The sequence below is a fragment of the Streptomyces sp. NPDC016469 genome, from assembly GCF_040632905.1.
GTDB lineage: Bacteria > Actinomycetota > Actinomycetes > Streptomycetales > Streptomycetaceae > Streptomyces.
Window position 1 is genome coordinate 95,402 of record NZ_JBEYCQ010000016.1, and the last position, 14,839, is coordinate 110,240.

The 14,839-nt window shown below is 73.3% G+C and carries 12 protein-coding genes; 5 read left to right on the top strand and 7 right to left on the bottom strand.

The features are described from left to right. The first annotated feature begins 22 nt into the window (after positions 1–22). From ABZ565_RS19900 to ABZ565_RS19915, 4 genes are all read left to right on the top strand, one after another. Positions 23–2,518 (top strand): MFS transporter, encoded by a 2,496-nt coding sequence (locus ABZ565_RS19900; RefSeq protein WP_361028206.1) that lies wholly within the window; start codon positions 23–25, stop codon positions 2,516–2,518. Between the two features lie 211 nt (positions 2,519–2,729). After that, positions 2,730–3,548 carry a YceI family protein gene (locus ABZ565_RS19905; RefSeq protein WP_361028209.1) on the top strand — a complete coding sequence of 273 codons (819 nt, stop codon included), beginning with the start codon at positions 2,730–2,732 and terminating at the stop codon, positions 3,546–3,548. Positions 3,549–3,574: 26 nt separating this feature from the next. Then, positions 3,575–4,039 carry a PPOX class F420-dependent oxidoreductase gene (locus ABZ565_RS19910; RefSeq protein WP_361028212.1) on the top strand — a complete coding sequence of 155 codons (465 nt, stop codon included), beginning with the start codon at positions 3,575–3,577 and terminating at the stop codon, positions 4,037–4,039. Beyond that, positions 4,036–4,950, top strand: coding sequence for an NAD(P)-dependent oxidoreductase (locus ABZ565_RS19915; protein ID WP_361028214.1), 915 nt, complete (start codon positions 4,036–4,038; stop codon positions 4,948–4,950). The genes ABZ565_RS19910 and ABZ565_RS19915 overlap by 4 nt, the downstream gene beginning before the upstream one ends. Here the strand turns inward: ABZ565_RS19915 and ABZ565_RS19920 are convergent. Beyond that, positions 4,944–5,708 carry a TetR/AcrR family transcriptional regulator gene (locus ABZ565_RS19920; protein WP_361028217.1) on the bottom strand — a complete coding sequence of 255 codons (765 nt, stop codon included), beginning with the start codon at positions 5,706–5,708 and terminating at the stop codon, positions 4,944–4,946. The two genes, ABZ565_RS19915 and ABZ565_RS19920, sit on opposite strands and share 7 nt — an antisense overlap. A gap of 221 nt (positions 5,709–5,929) precedes the next feature. Between ABZ565_RS19920 and ABZ565_RS19925 the strand changes: the two genes are divergently transcribed. Further along, the gene (locus tag ABZ565_RS19925) at positions 5,930–6,799 is read left to right on the top strand and encodes an endonuclease/exonuclease/phosphatase family protein (protein WP_361028220.1); all 870 of its coding nucleotides are present in this window, start codon (positions 5,930–5,932) and stop codon (positions 6,797–6,799) included. A gap of 12 nt (positions 6,800–6,811) precedes the next feature. Here ABZ565_RS19925 and ABZ565_RS19930 read toward each other — a convergent pair whose 3' ends face one another. The 6 genes from ABZ565_RS19930 to ABZ565_RS19955 all read right to left on the bottom strand — a co-directional run bounded on the left by ABZ565_RS19930 (position 6,812) and on the right by ABZ565_RS19955 (position 14,732). Then, entirely contained in the window at positions 6,812–8,986 is a 2,175-nt protein-coding gene (locus ABZ565_RS19930) for a glycosyltransferase family 39 protein (protein ID WP_361028223.1), read from the bottom strand. Beyond that, positions 8,983–10,353, bottom strand: coding sequence for a bifunctional glycosyltransferase family 2/GtrA family protein (locus tag ABZ565_RS19935; RefSeq protein WP_361028226.1), 1,371 nt, complete (start codon positions 10,351–10,353; stop codon positions 8,983–8,985). The genes ABZ565_RS19930 and ABZ565_RS19935 overlap by 4 nt, the downstream gene beginning before the upstream one ends. A gap of 273 nt (positions 10,354–10,626) precedes the next feature. Continuing rightward, the gene (locus ABZ565_RS19940; protein WP_361028460.1) at positions 10,627–12,135 is read right to left on the bottom strand and encodes a HAMP domain-containing sensor histidine kinase; all 1,509 of its coding nucleotides are present in this window, start codon (positions 12,133–12,135) and stop codon (positions 10,627–10,629) included. 4 nt (positions 12,136–12,139) lie between these two features. Continuing rightward, positions 12,140–12,880, bottom strand: coding sequence for a response regulator transcription factor (locus ABZ565_RS19945; RefSeq protein ID WP_361028229.1), 741 nt, complete (start codon positions 12,878–12,880; stop codon positions 12,140–12,142). A gap of 78 nt (positions 12,881–12,958) precedes the next feature. Further along, entirely contained in the window at positions 12,959–13,834 is an 876-nt protein-coding gene (locus ABZ565_RS19950; RefSeq protein ID WP_361028232.1) for an amidohydrolase family protein, read from the bottom strand. 13 nt (positions 13,835–13,847) lie between these two features. Next, on the bottom strand, positions 13,848–14,732 hold the full coding sequence (locus ABZ565_RS19955) for a DUF2797 domain-containing protein (RefSeq protein WP_361028235.1): 885 nt from the start codon (positions 14,730–14,732) through the stop codon (positions 13,848–13,850). Between the last annotated feature and the right edge of the window lie 107 nt (positions 14,733–14,839).

Genomic DNA, 14,839 nt, shown 5'->3' on the forward strand with positions numbered 1-14,839 from the left:
AGAAGCAAAGACAAGGACTTACATGGCTACGACCACACCAACCGGTGTGCGGGGCGGCCACGCCAAGCACGGGGGCCACGACGCCTCCGACGGCACGCCGATGACACACCGGCAGATCATGGAGGCACTGGCCGGGCTGCTGCTCGGCATGTTCGTCGCGATCCTGTCGTCGACCGTCGTCTCCAACGCCCTGCCGGAGATCATCTCCGACCTGGGCGGCGGCCAGAGCGCCTACACCTGGGTCGTCACCGCCTCGCTGCTGGCGATGACCGCCACCACCCCCCTGTGGGGCAAGCTCTCCGACCTGTTCAGCAAGAAGCTGCTGGTCCAGATAGCCCTGATCATCTACGTCGCGGCCTCGGTCGTCGCCGGGCTCTCGACCAGCTCCGGCATGCTGATCGTCTGCCGCGTGGTGCAGGGCATCGGCGTCGGCGGTCTCTCCGCCCTCGCCCAGATCGTCATGGCCGCCATGATCGCCCCGCGCGAGCGCGGCCGTTACAGCGGTTACATCGGCGCGGTCTTCGCCGTCGCCACCGTCGGCGGCCCGCTGCTCGGCGGCGTCATCACCGACACCAGCTGGATGGGCTGGCGCTGGTGCTTCTACGTGGGTGTGCCCTTCGCGGTCATCGCCCTCATCGTGCTCCAGAAGACCCTGAAGCTCCCCGTCGTCAAGCGGGAGGTCAAGGTCGACTGGACCGGCGCCTTCTTCATCAGCGCCGCCGTCTCGCTGCTGCTCCTGTGGGTGACGTTCGCGGGCGACAAGTACGACTGGATGTCCTGGCAGACCGGTGTGATGCTCGCGGGCTCCGTGGTCCTCACGCTGCTCTTCGTCTTCACCGAGTCCCGCGCCAGCGAGCCGATCATCCCGCTGCGGCTCTTCCGCAACCGGACCATCACGCTCGCCTCGCTCGCCTCGCTGTTCGTCGGCATCGCGATGTTCGCCGGCACCGTCTTCTTCAGCCAGTACTTCCAGCTGGCGCGCGGCAAGTCGCCGACGATGTCCGGTGTGATGACGATCCCGATGATCGGTGGTCTGTTCATCTCCTCGACCGTCTCGGGTCAGATCATCACCAAGACCGGCCGCTGGAAGGCCTGGCTGGTCAGCGGTGGCTTCCTGGTCACCGCCGGTCTCGGCCTGCTCGGCACGATCCGCTACGACACGACGTACTGGCACATCGCGGTCTTCATGTTCGTGATGGGTCTCGGCATCGGCATGATGATGCAGAACCTGGTGCTCGCCACGCAGAACCAGGTGGACCCGTCGGACCTCGGTTCGGCCAGCTCCGTCGTCACCTTCTTCCGTTCCCTCGGTGGTGCGATCGGCGTCTCGGCGCTGGGCGCCGTCATGGCGAACCGCGTCACCCATTACGTGAAGGACGGCCTGGCGGACCTCGGTCCCCAGGGTGCGGCCCTGGGCCACGGCGGCACCGGCGGCGGGGGCATCCCCGACCTGGACAAGCTGCCCGCCCCGTTCCGTACGGTCATGGAGACCGCCTACGGGCACGGCGTCGGTGACGTCTTCCTGTACGCCGCTCCGGCCGCGCTGCTCGCCTTCCTGATCACGCTGTTCATCAAGGAGGTCGCGCTGAGGACGCGGGCCGGCGGTGACGCCCCGGCGCAGGCCGAGGCCCCCGCCGACACCGTCACCGAGGCGGTCGCCGAGGGCGCCGCCGGGGTCACCTCCGTCGACACCGCCGAGGCGGCCCCCGCCGCCGAGGCCGCGACCGAGGCACCCGTGGACTTCGCCGAGGGCGGCACCCCCGTCCGCGGTGTGGTCCGGGGCGCCGAGGGCGCGCCCGTGGCCCGGGCGGCCGTCACGCTGATCTCGCTCGGCGGCCGGCAGCTGGGCATCGCCGCGGCGCAGGCCGACGGGAGCTACGCGCTGGCCGCCCCGGGCGCCGGTTCGTACGTCCTGATCGCGTCCGCCGACGGCTTCCAGCCGCAGGCGTCCACCGTGGTCGTCGGCGACGAGCCGCTGGCGTACGACATCCTCCTCTCGGGTACGAGCGGCCTGGCCGGCACCGTGCGCGCCGCCGAGGGCGGCACCCCGGTCGCGGACGCCATGGTCATCGTGACCGATGTCCGCGGCGATGTGCTGGCCACCGGGAAGTCCGCCGAGACGGGCGACTTCACCTTCGGCGAGCTGGTCCCGGGCGCGGTGACCGTCGCGGTCAACGCGGCCGGCTTCCGCCCGCTGGCCCTGCCGGTCGAGATCGGCGGCCAGGGGGTCACCCGGGTCGACGCCGCGCTCCAGGCCGGTGCGCTGGTCCAGGGCGTCGTGCGGGCCGGTGCGAGCCGCCGCCCGCTGCCCGACGCCCGGGTCACGCTGGTCGACGCGGCCGGCAACGTGATCGCCACCTCGACGACCGGGGAGGACGGGGCGTACGCCTTCGCCGACCTGGACGCGGGCGAGTACACGGTCATCGCGACCGGCTACCCGCCGGTGGCCGGTGCCCTGACGGTGGCCGGTCGCGGGGTCGACGGCCACGACATCGAGCTCGTCCACCCGGGCGAGTGACCCACGCGGGCCGGGGTGGATCCCCGGCCCGTACAAGACCCCCGGCGGGGCGGCGCTCTTCGAGCGGAGGCGCCGCACCGCCCGGTGGAAATGGGCCCCGGCGGCGGGGACGGCAGGCAGGGGACGGCCTGCCGTCCCCGCCCCGGGGCCCGACTCATTGAATGCCCCGGTCCGGTGGACGGACGGGTCATGAGCAAGGAGAGAGAACGGGATGGGACTTCGCGCACAGGTACGGACGCGGGACGGCTGGGCCGTGCAGCACGCGGTCGTGACGGTCACCGACATGACCGGCACGCAGGTGCTGCGCGCCGCCGCCGACGAGGCCGGGGCGGTACGCGCCGACACCCCGCTGTCCGCGGGCGCGTACACGGTGATCGTGACCGCGGTCGGGTACGCCCCCGCCGCCTCCACCGCCCTCGTCACGGCCAGCGGCACGGTCGAGGCGGGCACGGTGGTGCTCAACCGCCAGGGCGGCGTCGAGCTGCCGCCGCCGGGCACCTGGTCGCTGGACCCGGCGCACTCCTCGGTGGGCGCGGTCGCCCAGCACCTGGGGATCTCCAGCGTGCACGGCCGGTTCACCGCGTTCGGCGGGCGCGTCGAGATCTCCGAGGACCTCCAGAGCTCCCGGGTCGAGGCGGTCATCGACGCGGCGAGCATCGACACCGGCAACGGCATGCGGGACAAGCACCTGCGCTCCCCCGACTTCCTGGACACCGACCGGTTCCCCGAGATCACCTACCGCTCCGGCGGACTGACGCCGGCCGGGCCCGACCGCTGGACCGTGCACGGCGAGCTGACGATGCGCGGCGTGACGCGCCCCATCGACCTCGACCTGAGCTACCTCGGCACCGGGCCCGACCCGTGGGGCGGGGTGCGGGCGGCGTTCCGCGCGACCGCCGAACTGCGCCGCGAGGACTTCGCCATGAACTACAACCAGGTGGTCCAGGCGGGCATCGCGGCGATCGGCACCACGCTCCGCGTCGAGCTCGACATCCAGGCCGTGCAGGGCGATTCCCTGCCCGCCGCCTGACGGCTCCCCGCCGTAGGGTCGGTTCCATGGCACCCAACATCGCGACCAACACCGCCGTGGACATCGACGCACTGCTGGACTTCGTACGGCCCCGGCACCGGGCGATCCTGCTGACCACCCGGGCCGACGGCCGCCCCCAGGGCTCCCCGCTCACCTGCGGCGTGGACGACGCGGGCCGGATCGTGGTCTCCACGTACCCCGAGCGCGCCAAGACCCGTAACGCGAAGCGCGACGCACGGGTCAGCGTGATCGTCCTGTCGGACGACTGGAACGGGCCCTGGGTCCAGATCGACGGGTCGGCCGAGGTCATCGACGCACCGGACTCCGTCGAACCGCTGGTCGAGTACTTCCGGAACATCTCCGGCGAGCACCCCGACTGGGACGAGTACCGGGCGGCGATGGTGAAGCAGGGGAAGTCGATCATCCGGATCACCCCGGAGCGCTGGGGCCCCGTCGCCACCGGCGGCTTCCCGGCCCACCTCGCCCCGTGATCTCCCCCGCCCTGCTCGACCGGGCCCGGATCGTCGCCGGGCCCGAGGTCGGCGAGGCCGCCGTGCGCGGGCTGTCGTCGGCCACCGGGCGGCCCGTCGTACGCGGCCCCGGTGAGGGCCCCTTCGTGTACGTGGGTGCCACGCTGCCCGACGCGGTGCGCGGGGCGGACCTGGTCTGGTTCCACAGCGTCAACGCGGGCACGGACGCCCTGCTGCGCGCACGGCCGTGGCCGGACGGCGTGCCGCTGACCCGGACCGTGGGCCGGATGGGCGAGCGGATCGCGCAGTACGTGCTGGGCTGGGTGCTCGCGGAGTGCCAGTCGGTCCCGGAGTTCGCCGCCCAGCACGCCCGCGCCGAGTGGCGCCGCATCGACTCCGAACTCGTCGCCGGACAGACCGCCGTGGTGCACGGGATCGGCCGCATCGGCTCCGCCGTCGCCACGCTGCTCCGGGCCTGTGGCATCCGGACCGTGGCCGCCGCCCGCACCCCGCGTCCGGTGCCGCCCGGCTTCGACGCGGTGGTCCCGGCGGACGAACCGGTCGCCGCCCGCTGGGTGGTCGCCGCGCTCCCGCTGACCGGGGCGACCAGCGGCTACTTCGGGGCGGACCGGTTCGCCGCGATGGGCGGGGCGACGTTCCTCAATGTGGGGCGGGGCGCGACGGTGGACCTGGGAGCACTGGAAGGGGCGTTGCGTTCCGGGGCGGTGGGGCGGGCGGTGCTCGATGTGCTGGCCGACGAGCCGGCGGCGCCCGGGGACGCGTGCTGGCGGCTGCCGCGTACGGTCGTCACCTCGCACTCCGCGGGGATCACGGCGGACGAGGACATCGTCACGGACTTCGCGGCGTGCCTGCGGGAGCTGGCTGCGGGGCGGGTCCCGGCCCTCGCCGTGGACACCTCCCGGGGCTACTGAGCGCGCTCCCGCATCGCGTCGATCCCCGCGATCAGCAGGTCCAGCGCGAAGGCGAAGTCACGCTCGCGCGTCTCCTCCACGGTGGCCCCGCCGCGCGCCGCCGTCAGGCCCGGCGAGTCCTCCACGAAGCCGTCGAGCCGGGGCTGCTCCTGGATCGCCGCCACCGCCTGCCGGACGTACTCGTCCTGGGTGAGCCCCGCCTCCGCGCTCCGCCGCGCGAACCGGCCCTCGGCCGTGCCGAATCCGTACACGAACTGGAAGACCGCCGACAGCGCGCCGCCCCGGTCCTCCGGCGGCAGCCCGGTCGCCCGGATCACGTCCTGCACGGTGCGGGTCACCAGCAGCGCGTGCGGGCCGAGGTTGAGGAACCGGCCCGCGAGCGGCGAGACCCAGACGTGCCGCACCAGCAGCCCCCGGTACGCCGCCGCCACCGCGCGCAGCCGGTCCTGCCAGGGGGCGTCACCGGGTGGCGGCGCGATCTCGCTGTAGACCGCGTCGAGGGCCAGTTCCAGCAGGTCGTCCTTGGTGTCCACGTACCAGTACAGGGACATCGCCGTCACGTTCAGCTCGGCCGCCAGCCGGCGCATGGAGAACTTCGCCAGGCCCTCGGCGTCCAGCAGCCGGACCGAGGCCGCGGTGATCCGGTCCCGGTCGAGCCCGGCCGGCTGGTCCGTGCGGCGGGAGCGCGCGGGCTGCCGGGTCTCCAGCCACACGCTGGACCGGACAGGGTTCTTCCTGCGGTCGGCCGCGGACACCATGGCGCACTCCCTCGTCTCGCCGGCGGGACGGACGGGCCGGCCGCGTACCGCGTGTGCCCCTGAAGCGGAGGCGTACGGTCCGGCGGGCCCGGCCCGATGCTATGCCGCTGTCGTGGCCTGATCGGCCGGGGATCGGGGTGGTTGGGGCGTACAAGTGTCCGCTCATGGGTACGGTGCCGGTCGCCGCATCGGATACGACCTGCCCCGGAAGCTGGAGTGATATGTCACTGCGTCGTCGTACGGTGGAAGTCCTGGTAGCCGCTGGGTTGTCGGTGGCCGCGCTCGCGCCTCCCGCGACGGCGGCGGGGCACGGGCAGGCGCCCGGGCAGTCGGTCCCGCTGCGCGTCGCCACGTACAACATCCATGCCGGGTCGGGCATGGACAACGTCTTCGATCTCGACCGGCAGGTGGCCGCGCTGCGCGCCCTGGACGCGGATGTGATCGGGCTCCAGGAGGTGGACGTCCACTGGGGCGACCGCAGCGAGTGGCGGGACCTGGCGGCCGAGCTGGGCCGGCGCCTTCGGATGCACGTGTCCTTCGCGCCGATCTACAGCCTCGACCCGGTGCAGGAGGGCGGGCCGCGGCGGGAGTTCGGCGTCGCCGTGCTGTCCCGGTACCGGATCGTGAGCGCCGAGAACCACGATCTGACCCGGCTCTCCACGCAGGACCCGAACCCGGTCCCGGCGCCCGCGCCCGGCTTCGGCGAGGTGGTGCTGAAGGTGCGCGGGCTGCCCGTCCATGTGTACGCGACGCACCTCGACTACCGGGGCGACCCGTCCGTACGCGTCGCCCAGGTCGCGGACACGCGGCGGATCATGGCGGAGGACCAGGCGCACGAGCGGCGGCCGGTGCGGCAGATCCTGCTCGGCGACTTCAACGCGCCGCCGACCGCGCCCGAGCTGGCGCCGCTGTGGAACGAGCTGACCGACATCGAGCCGGGCGGCCCGACCTACCCGGCGCGGAATCCGGTGCAGCGGATCGACTACGTGGCCGTTTCGAAGGACACCGTGCGGGTACGCGGCGCGGCGGTGGCCGAGACTCTTGCCTCGGACCACCGCCCTGTCGTGGCCGATCTGTTGCTGCGGCGCTGAGTTCGCGAACCGTCAGCCGGCCGTCTTCGGCTGGGTGAGGTCGTAGAAGGTGGCGCTGCCCGCTGTCACCTCCTTGTAGTTCTTCTCCACCCAGGAGGAGATCTGCGAGGCGGTGCCACTGCCGCCCATGCCGCCTCCGCCCATGCCGCCGCCCGAGACGAAGTAGTGGATGCGGCCGTCCTCGACGTACTTCTTGAACTCCGCGAGCGTCGGGGACGGGTCGCTTCCGTTGAAGCCGCCGATCGCCATGACGGGCTCCTCGGTGGCGAGTTGGTAGCTCGCGGCGTTCTGGGAGCCGATGGCCGCGGCGGCCCAGGTGTAGTCACCGGCGTTCTTCTCCAGGAGCGCCTTGGCCTCGGAGTCGACGGACGCGCCGTTGAGGAGACCGCCCATGCCGCCGCCCGGGCCGCCGCGTTCGCCCATGCCGGGGAAGGTGCCGCGACGGCCGTTCTGGCTGGAGCCGCCGGTCTGGGCGTTTCCGCCGTTCTGCGTGGGGGGCTGGTCCTGGTTCCGGCCCGTCCCCTGGCCGGGCGGGGTGCCGGTGGGGGGTTGGCCCATGCCGGTGCCCTGATTGGTGCCGCCCTGCCCCGGGGGCATGCCGCCGGGTCCGCCGCCTCCCGGGCCGCCTCGGCCGCCCCCGCCGCCCGGTCCGCCGCCCATGCCGCCCGAGGACGGGCCGGCCGTGACGATGGAGCCCTGGTGGCCCGTGTTCAGGGTGCTCATGGTGTACGCGGCCGGCCCGGCGAGCGACGCGGCGAAGCCCAGCACCACGGTGAGCAGCGCCAGTTGCCGGCCGAGCCGCCCAGCGAGCAGCAGGCCCACCGCCGCCACGAGGCCGGTGACGAGGACGGCCGTCCGCAGCCACGGCTGGTAGTCCGGGGTGCGGCCGAGCAGGACGTGAGCCCAGTACGCCGTCACCGCGACGGTCCCCGCGAGCACGGCGCCCGCCCACCAGCGGGCCCGCTCCTCCCACAGGACCGTGACGCCCATGCCGATCAGCGCGGCCAGATAGGGGGCCAGGGCCACCGTGTAGTACTGGTGGAAGATCCCGGCCATGAAGCTGAACACCGCGGCCGTCATCAGCAGCGAACCGCCCCACGCGAGGAACGCCGCCCGGGCGGTGTCCGTCCGCTTCACTCGCCAGGTCAGCCGGATTCCGGCCACGAGCAGGATCAGGGCGGCGGGCAGCAGCCAGGAGATCTGGGCGCCCACCTCGGAGTCGAACATCCGGCCGATGCCGGTCTCACCCCACTGACCACCGCCGCCCCGGCCGCCCCCGCCACCGACGCTGCCGGTCTCCTCGCCGTTGATCCGGCCGAGCCCGTTGTAGCCGAAGGTCAGCTCCAGGAACGAGTTGTTCTGCGACCCGCCGATGTACGGGCGTGAGGAGGCGGGCCACAGTTCGACTGCCGCCACCCACCAGCCGCCCGCGACGACCATGGCGAGCGCGGAGAGACCGAGCTGCCCGAACCTCTTGCGTACGGACACCGGTGCGAACACCGCGTACAGCACGGCCAGCGGCGGCAGGATCAGGAACGCCTGGAGGGTCTTCGACAGGAACGCGATTCCCACCGCGACGCCCGCCCACACCAGCCACTTCGTGCGGCCCTTCTCCATCGCGCGCAGCACGCAGTAGACCGTGACGGTCATCAGCAGCGCGAGCAGCGCGTCCGGGTTGTTGAAGCGGAACATCAGCGCGGCGACGGGCGTCAGCGCGAACACCGCCATGGTGATGAGCCCGGCGGCGGCACCGAACCTGCGGCGCACGGCCGCGTACAGCACCCCGGCCGTGGCGGCGGCCATCACCACCTGCGGGGCGAGGATCGCCCAGGAGCTGAGCCCGAAGAGCCGCACCGACAGGGCCATGGGCCACAGGGTGGCCGGCGGTTTGTCGACGGTGATGGCATTGGCCGCGTCGAGCGAGCCGAAGAAGAACGCCTTCCAGCTGCGGCTGCCGGCCTGCACGGCGGCGGAGTAGAAGGAGTTGGCGTAGCCGGAGGCGCTGAGGTTCCAGAGGTAGGCCAGCGTGATGACGAGCAGCAGGGCCAGGAAGGCGGGGCGTACCCAGGGCGCGTCCTCGGCCCGGCCGCGCCAGATCCGGCGGGGCAGGGAGGCACCGGCCCGTGCGTGCCCCGGGGGGGTGTCCGGCCGGGCGGCCGGAGCGTAGGCAGGATCGAGCGTGGTCATCGGGCGTCCCTCGGGTCGGGGGTGGTTTCGGTGGGAAGGGGTACGGGAACGGCGGCGTCGTGCGCGGGGTCTGCCGGGTACGACGCGGTCGGCCCAGGAGCCGTCGCCGCGTTTCCCCGCTCCCGGTCCGGGAAGACCCAGGCGCGGAAGAGCAGGAAACGCAGCACCGTCGCCGCGAGGTTCGCCGCGATGAGCACCGCGAGCTCGGTGCTGTGCGAGGGCGAGCCGGAGGCCGCGCCCAGGGCCGCCAGCGAACCGCTGGTCAGGGCGAGCCCGATGGCGAACACCACGAGTCCCTGCGCCTGGTGACGGACCGCGCCGCCCCGGCCACGTACCCCGAAGGTGAGCCTCCGGTTCGCGGCGGTGTTCGCGACGGCCGAAACGAGGAGCGCGGCCCCATTGGCGAGCTGGGGACCGGTGCCGAGCCGGAAGAGGGAGTACAGCGCCAGGTAGAACAGCGTGGACAGGGCGCCCACGACACAGAACCCGACGAGCTGCCGGGCGAGCCCGCCCGGCACCCCGCCGATCGCCCGGTCGCGCGGATCGTCCCCGAAGGGCCGCGCCAGCCGGTCCAGCGGAAGCGCGCCGACTGCCAGCGCCCGCCCCACCCGCCACACGCCCTTCAGGTCCTCGGTGGCGGTCCGGACGATGTGGACCGTGGAGTCGGGGTCGTCCACCCAGTCGACGGGCACCTCGTGGATGCGCAGCCCGGCCCGTTCGGCGAGCACCAGCATCTCGGTGTCGAAGAACCAGCCGGTGTCCTCCACCATCGGCAGCAACCGCTGCGCGACCTCCCGCCGGATCGCCTTGAACCCGCACTGCGCGTCGCTGAACCGCGCGGCCAGCGACGAACGCAGGATGATGTTGTACGCCCGCGAGATGAACTCCCGCTTCGTCCCCCGCACCACCCGCGAACTCCGCGCGAGCCGCGACCCGATGGCGAGGTCGGAGTGCCCGGAGATCAGCGGCGCCACCAGCGGAAGCAGCGCGTTGAGGTCGGTGGACAGATCGACGTCCATGTACGCGAGCACCGGCGCGTCCGAGTGCGTCCACACGGTCCGCAGCGCACGGCCGCGCCCCTTCTCCTCCAGCCGGAAGGACCGCACACCCGGCAGCGACCGCGCGAGCCGCTCCGCCACCTCGGGCGTCCGGTCGGTGCTCGCGTTGTCGGCGACGGTGATCCGGAAGGCGTACGGGAAGGTGCGGGCCAGGTGCTCGTGCAGCCGCAGCACGCACGGTTCGAGGTCCTTCTCCTCGTTGTAGACGGGCACCACCACATCGAGCACGGGCACACCCGCCGCACCCCCCACCCCGGCCAGGACGTGGTCCCGGGCCGGCAGGGCGCTCCAAGGAGTCTCAGTTCGCATGCCGTCGACAGTCGCGAACGGCGCTGTCACAGGCGTGTGGTGAGGCTGTGGCGCGCCTGTGGAACCGGCGGACGCATGCGTCGGCGGCGGCTGCGGGCGCAGCCGCCGTGGGCGCGGGCCGCACGCCGGCGGAGGCCACAGCGGCAGCGGTGAACAGCAACGAGTCCGGGGCGCTGGGCCTGATCGTGACGTACTGCGGTGACAACGGCTTCGAGACGCTGACCCGCTGGACGGGAGCCACGGATGTCCGGCGCCCCGCCTGCCCGGCCCTGGTCATCCGGCGGGAGCCGTCCACGCCCCCGCCACCGGCAGCCGCACCGCGAACACCGTCTCCCCCGGCACCGACCGCACCTCCACCGCGCCGTCGTGGGCCGTCACCACCGCCTGGACGATCGCGAGGCCGAGGCCCGTGGAGCCGGCGTGGCGGGAGCGGGAGGCGTCGCCCCGGGCGAAGCGTTCGAACACGTGGGGGAGGAGGTCCGGGGGGATGCCGGGGCCGTCGTCCTGGATCTCCAGGGTGACCCAGGGGGCGGCGGGGCCGGCCAGGACGCGGGCGGTGACCGTGGTGCCCGGCGGGGTGTGGGTGCGGGCGTTGGCCAGGAGGTTGACCAGGACCTGGTGGATGCGGGTGGGGTCGGCGCGGACCGTCGCCGGGGCGTCCGGGAGGTCCAGGCGCCAGTGGCGGGCGGGCTCGGCGCGGTCCGCCGCGCGGGCGTCGCTCACCGCGTCCACGACCAGCGGCGAGAGATCGGTGCTCTCGTACGAGAGCGGGCGGCCCGCGTCCAGGCGGGCGAGCAGGAGCAGGTCCTCGACCATGCCCGTCATCCGCTGCGCCTCCGCCTCGATGCGCCCGAGCGCGTGCCGGGTGTCCGGACCGGGGTCCTCGCCGCCGCGCCGGGTGAGTTCGGCGTAGCCGCGTATCGAAGCCAGCGGGGTCCGCAGTTCGTGACTGGCGTCCGCGACGAACTGGCGCACCCGTGTCTCGCTGCGCTGCCGCGCGTCCAGGGCCGAACCCACATGCCCCAGCATCCGGTTCAGCGCCGCGCCGACCTGGCCCACCTCCGTGCGCGGGTCCGCCTCGGCTCCCGGGACGCGTTCGAGGAGGGCCACCTCTCCGCTGTGCAGGGGCAGTTCCGAGACCCGGGTCGCGGTCGCCGCCACCCGGCGCAGCGGCCGGAGCGCCACACCGACCATCGCCGCGCCCGCGATTCCCGCCGCGACGAGCCCCGCGCCGGTCACGCAGACCTCCACCAGGATCAGGGTGCCCAGCGCGCGGCTCACCTCGGTGGTGGGGATGCCGACGAGGACCGTGCCGCCGTCGCTCGTGGGCACCGTCCGCACCCGGTAACCGCCCAGGCCGGGCAGCTCCACGTCGTGCGCACGGTCGTCCGCCGCGACACCGGCCGCCACCACGGCGTCCCGCTGGGCGGCGGTCAGCGGTTCGGTGTTCTCGCCCGCGTCGAACCCGCCGTCCTTCACGACGGCCGAGTCCGTGATCTCCCCCCGCTCGACCAGCGCGCCGAAGGTCTCCAGCGGCTGGCCGCCCATGCCGATGAAACCGAGCGGATCATGCGCCGGGGACGTTTTCGGCCCCCTGGGCGCGGGAACACCCGGCACCCGCTGCGCCCGGACCGCGATGTCCCGCAGCTGGTCGTCGAGTTTCCCGTACATGTAACTGTGGAACGCGATCGCGGTGACCGAGCCGATCACGGCGGCCACGACGGCGATCAGTGTCACCGCCGAGACCACGAGGCGGGTACGCAGGGTCCACGGCCGCCGCACTCCGCTACTCACCGGGCTTGATCAGGTACCCCGCCCCGCGCCGGGTGTGGATCATGGGTGTGCGGCCCGCGTCGATCTTCTTGCGCAGGTAGGAGATGTACAGCTCGACCACGTTCGCCTGGCCACCGAAGTCGTAGTTCCAGACCCGGTCCAGGATCTGCGCCTTGCTGAGCACCCGGCGCGGGTTGCGCATCAGGAACCGCAGCAGCTCGAACTCGGTCGCCGTCAGGTGGATGTTCCTCCCGCCCCGGCTCACCTCGTGGCTGTCCTCGTCCAGCATCAGGTCGCCCACGACGAGCTGCGACTCGCTGCGCGCCGCCGCCGTCCCCGACCGCCGGATCAGGCCGCGCAGCCGGGCCACGACCTCCTCCAGGCTGAACGGCTTGGTGACGTAGTCGTCGCCGCCCGCCGTGAGCCCGGCGATCCGGTCCTCCACGGAGTCCCGCGCGGTGAGGAACAGCACCGGCACATCGGACAGTTCCCGCCGCAGCCTGCCGAGGACGGCGAGTCCGTCCATGTCGGGCAGCATCACGTCGAGGATCACCACATCGGGCCGGAAGGCGCGGGCCGTACGCACGGCCGCCGCACCGTCCCCGGCACTGCGCACATCCCAGCCCTCGTAACGAAGCGCCATCGACAGCAGCTCCGTGAGCGAAGCCTCGTCGTCCACGACCAGCACCCGCACAGGGGTACGGTCCGGCCTGAGCAGTTCGGTACGCCCCTGGGGCGAGGTCGTCGTCGTCATGACGCCAGCCTGTGAGACGGCTCTGAGAGAGTTCTTTTCCGTTTCTGTGAATTCCCTGAGAAAGCCGCGGCGGGGATCTCAGACGCCGAACAGCGCCTTCGCGTTGTCGTGACAGACGGCCCGCAGCCAGTCGTCACCCAGGCCGAGCCTTTCCAGGGCGTGCAGTTGATGGGCGTACGGGTACGGGATGTTCGGGAAGTCCGTGCCCAGCAGCACACGGTCGCCGAGGTCCGCGAGGCGCCCGTGCTCCGCCGGCGGGAACGGGCTGAACTCCTCGACGAAGTCCGTGAACGCCATCGTCGTGTCGAGCCGGACCTCCGGGTACGTCTCCGCGAGCGCCAGGAACTCCGCGTACTCCGGCATGCCCATGTGCGCCACGATCAGCGGCAGCCGGGGATGACGGGCGAGGACGCGGCCGATGGGACCGGGACCGGTGTGCTTGCCGGGGGCCGGGCCCGAGCCGCAGTGGGTCACGACCGGGATGCCCGCCTCCGCGAGCAGGCCCCACACCGGGTCGAGCAGCGGGTCGTTCGGGTCGTACGCGCCGACCTGGAGGTGCGCCTTGAAGACCCGGGCCCCCGCCTCGACGGCCTCTCGTACATAGCGCCCGGCGTCCGGCTCGGGGAAGAACGTCGCGGTGTGCAGGCAGTCCGGCGTCCGGGCGGCGAATCCGGCCGCCCAGTCGTTCAGCCAGGCCGCCATCCCCGGCTTGTGCGGGTACAGCATCGACGTGAAGCGGAGCACCCCGAACGAGCGGAGCAGGGCGAGCCGTTCCGCCTCCTCGTGCCGGTAGGCGATCGGCCACTCCATCCCGGTCAGCGGGCCCGCCGAGTCGAAGTACGCCCACACCTTGCGCAGGACCCGCTCCGGCATGAAATGCGTGTGCACGTCGATGAGTCCGGGCAGCCCGAGCCGCTGCCGGAACCGCATCACGTCGTCGTGATCGTCACCCATGCGGCCGACCCTCTCAGAACAGCCCGTCCTGCGCCGCGCCACCCCCCACCACGACGGTCGGCACGCCGACCCCGGCGGCGCCCGCCCCGGCCGCCGTCAGCGTCCAGCCGGTCATCAGCCGCGTGTCCACGATGACGACGCCCTGACCGCCCGCGTCCAGGTGGAGGTCGGGGCCGGCCGCCGCGACGAGCCTCCCCGCCACCGCGCCGCCGTCCACCAGCCCGGCCACCGCGCGGACGGGGCCGGACCCCGCCCCCAGCCCGAACACCCCCGCGTGGTCGACCGCCGCGAACGGCAGCCGCTCCAGCGCCTCCGGCCACCCGGCGCCCTCCAGGGCCGCCGCCTCGCCGTACAGCTCCGCGACCTCGGCGGCCCGCTCCGCCGGGTCCGGCAGGGACGCCCGCACCTCCCGCTTGCGGGCGTACGGGATGCGGTCCGGAACCCCGAGCGCCGCCCGCAGCACCTCCTCGGCCCGGCGCGCCGCCATCAGCGGCCCCCGGCCCAGCCAGCTGAAGACCACCGCGCCCTGCTCCCGCAGCCGTGCCGCGCCTCGCTCCTCGGCGGTGATCCCGACCTTCACCATGCCGGGCCCGAACCACGCGAGGTACACCCGGTACGTCCGGGGGTCGTCCGGGATCGTGTCGGCGGCGACCGAGTGCGCCCGGTCGAGCCGCCCGCACTCCGGGCAGCGCCCGCCCGTGGAGCCCGCCGGGACCACCGCACCCAGCGGGCACGCGTTGCCCCGGGCCCCGGAGCAGCGCCGCTCGCCGGACGCCCGGAAGCCGAACTCCTTTCCGTACGCCAGGACGCTCGCCCGCGTCCGCGTCCCCTTGCGCCAGCCCAGCGCGGGGCCGTCGGAGCCCTCGGGCCAGCGGAGGCCGGTGCACTGCCATTCCATACGCGGACTCCCGGGCTGATGGAAACGGTCGATTGCGAACCGGGCAACGGTCCCACACCTGGGTCCGGGACGTGATGTGGGTCACACTGGAGGCAGTGGGTGCGCGA

Bases quoted from the DNA above. Each gene is read 5' to 3' on its own strand.
- ABZ565_RS19920 (WP_361028217.1), bottom strand. From the start codon at position 5,708: ATGGTGTCCGCGGCCGACCGCAGGAAGAACCCTGTCCGGTCCAGCGTG.
- ABZ565_RS19925 (WP_361028220.1), top strand. From the start codon at position 5,930: ATGTCACTGCGTCGTCGTACGGTGGAAGTCCTGGTAGCCGCTGGGTTG.
- ABZ565_RS19945 (WP_361028229.1), bottom strand. From the start codon at position 12,880: ATGACGACGACGACCTCGCCCCAGGGGCGTACCGAACTGCTCAGGCCG.
- ABZ565_RS19905 (WP_361028209.1), top strand. From the start codon at position 2,730: ATGGGACTTCGCGCACAGGTACGGACGCGGGACGGCTGGGCCGTGCAG.
- ABZ565_RS19930 (WP_361028223.1), bottom strand. From the start codon at position 8,986: ATGACCACGCTCGATCCTGCCTACGCTCCGGCCGCCCGGCCGGACACC.
- ABZ565_RS19950 (WP_361028232.1), bottom strand. From the start codon at position 13,834: ATGGGTGACGATCACGACGACGTGATGCGGTTCCGGCAGCGGCTCGGG.
- ABZ565_RS19955 (WP_361028235.1), bottom strand. From the start codon at position 14,732: ATGGAATGGCAGTGCACCGGCCTCCGCTGGCCCGAGGGCTCCGACGGC.
- ABZ565_RS19935 (WP_361028226.1), bottom strand. From the start codon at position 10,353: ATGCGAACTGAGACTCCTTGGAGCGCCCTGCCGGCCCGGGACCACGTC.
- ABZ565_RS19900 (WP_361028206.1), top strand. From the start codon at position 23: ATGGCTACGACCACACCAACCGGTGTGCGGGGCGGCCACGCCAAGCAC.
- ABZ565_RS19910 (WP_361028212.1), top strand. From the start codon at position 3,575: ATGGCACCCAACATCGCGACCAACACCGCCGTGGACATCGACGCACTG.